This is a genomic window from Lacisediminihabitans sp. (genome assembly GCF_036404185.1).
Classification (GTDB): domain Bacteria; phylum Actinomycetota; class Actinomycetes; order Actinomycetales; family Microbacteriaceae; genus Lacisediminihabitans.
In genome coordinates this window covers 1-1,625 of sequence record NZ_DASWPB010000049.1, presented here as the reverse complement: position 1 = coordinate 1,625, position 1,625 = coordinate 1, and the positions used below count along the sequence as shown (strand labels likewise).

The following is a 1,625-nucleotide window of genomic DNA, read 5'->3' as shown; positions in this document are numbered from 1 at the left end:
CTCACCTACATCTTCGGCGTGGGGCACACCCGCGCTCTGGAGACCCTGGAGAACACCGGGATCAGCGGGGACACCCGTGTCCACCAGCTGAACGACGACCAGCTCGTCGCCCTGCGTGACTGGATCGAAGCGCACTACCAGACGGAGGGTGACCTTCGTCGCGAGGTGGCCGCCGACATCCGCCGCAAGGTCGAGATCGGCTCCTACCAGGGCCGTCGTCACCGTGCGGGACTGCCCGTCCGCGGTCAGCGCACCCGGACGAACGCCCGTGGTCGCAAGGGCGCGCGCAAGCCCGTCGCCGGCAAGAAGAAGGCGCGCTGAGCCCCCGCGGGCGACGCGCGTAGACCCAGGAGAACAGAGCACAGATGGCTACTGCAGGCCGCAACACCCGCACCACCAAGGTGCGGAAGAAGGAAAAGAAGAACGTGGTGTCGGGCCAGGCCCACATCAAGAGCACGTTCAACAACACCGTCATCTCCATCACCGACCCGACCGGGGCGGTCATCGCGTGGGCCTCGGCCGGCACCGTGGGCTTCAAGGGTTCGCGCAAGTCGACCCCGTACGCCGCGCAGATGGCTGCGGAGGCCGCTGGCCGCCGCGCCATGGAGCACGGCATGAAGCGCGTCGACGTCTTCGTCAAGGGCCCCGGCTCGGGCCGCGAGACCGCGATCCGCTCGCTCGGGGCCGTCGGCCTCGAGGTGGGCGCGATCGCCGACGTGACCCCCATCCCGCACAACGGCTGCCGCCCTCCCAAGCGGCGTCGGGTCTGACCTCCACACCCAGAAAGGAAAGCTGAACAGACATGGCTCGCTATACCGGTCCTATGACCAAGAAGTCCCGTCGGCTGGGTGTTGACCTGGTCGGTGGCGACAGCTCCTTCGAGAAGCGCCCCTACCCGCCCGGTGCCCACGGCAAGGGACGCATCAAGGAGTCGGAGTACCTGCTCCAGATGCGCGAGAAGCAGAAGGCCCGCTTCTCCTACGGCGTCCTCGAGAAGCAGTTCCGCCGCTACTACGAAGAGGCGAACCGGATCCAGGGCAAGACGGGTGACAACCTGCTGCAGATCCTGGAGTCCCGCCTCGACAACGTGGTCTACCGCGCCGGGCTCGCCCGGACGCGTCGTCAGGCCCGTCAGTTCGTCGTCCACGGGCACTTCCTCGTGAACGGTCACAAGGTCAACATCCCGTCGTACCGCGTCAGCGAGCACGACATCGTCGACCTGGCGCCCAAGGCGAACGAGCAGACGCCGCACATCGTCAACCGTGAGACCCACGGCGAGCGCGAGGTGCCGGCCTGGCTGCAGGTCCTCCCGGAGCGCGGTCGCGTCTTCGTGCACTCGCTCCCGAGCCGCGCGCAGATCACGATCGACGTCCAGGAGCAGCTGATCGTCGAGCTCTACTCCAAGTAGCGCTCTCCCACGGTCCCCGAGCCGGTCGAAGGTTCCTTCGGCGGGCTCGGGGCCCGTGTCGGGCAAGGCCCCTCCGGCACCAGACGTGCCGGGGGATCTGCGGATTCAAATATCGGTGTCCGCAGGGAAGGAAGAGATCCACCATGCTCATCGCTCAGCGCCCCACGCTGTCGGAGGACGTCGACTCCGACTACCGCTCCCGGTTCGTCATCGAGCC

General features: G+C 67.5%; 3 protein-coding genes. All 3 read left to right on the top strand.

Annotated elements, in window-relative coordinates; genetic code table 11:
* The coding region (gene rpsM / locus VGC18_RS02545; protein WP_331093897.1) for a 30S ribosomal protein S13 at positions 1-321 on the top strand (321 nt) is incomplete at its 5' end.
* A gap of 44 nt (positions 322-365) precedes the next feature.
* A complete protein-coding gene (gene rpsK, locus VGC18_RS02540; RefSeq protein WP_331093896.1) occupies positions 366-770 on the top strand; it encodes a 30S ribosomal protein S11 in 405 nt (134 codons plus the stop codon).
* A 32-nt stretch (positions 771-802) separates the two neighbouring features.
* The gene (gene rpsD / locus VGC18_RS02535) at positions 803-1,408 is read left to right on the top strand and encodes a 30S ribosomal protein S4 (protein WP_331093894.1); all 606 of its coding nucleotides are present in this window, start codon (positions 803-805) and stop codon (positions 1,406-1,408) included.
* Positions 1,409-1,625: the final 217 nt, after the last annotated feature.

Bases quoted from the DNA above. Each gene is read 5' to 3' on its own strand.
- rpsK (WP_331093896.1), top strand. From the start codon at position 366: ATGGCTACTGCAGGCCGCAACACCCGCACCACCAAGGTGCGGAAGAAG.
- rpsD (WP_331093894.1), top strand. From the start codon at position 803: ATGGCTCGCTATACCGGTCCTATGACCAAGAAGTCCCGTCGGCTGGGT.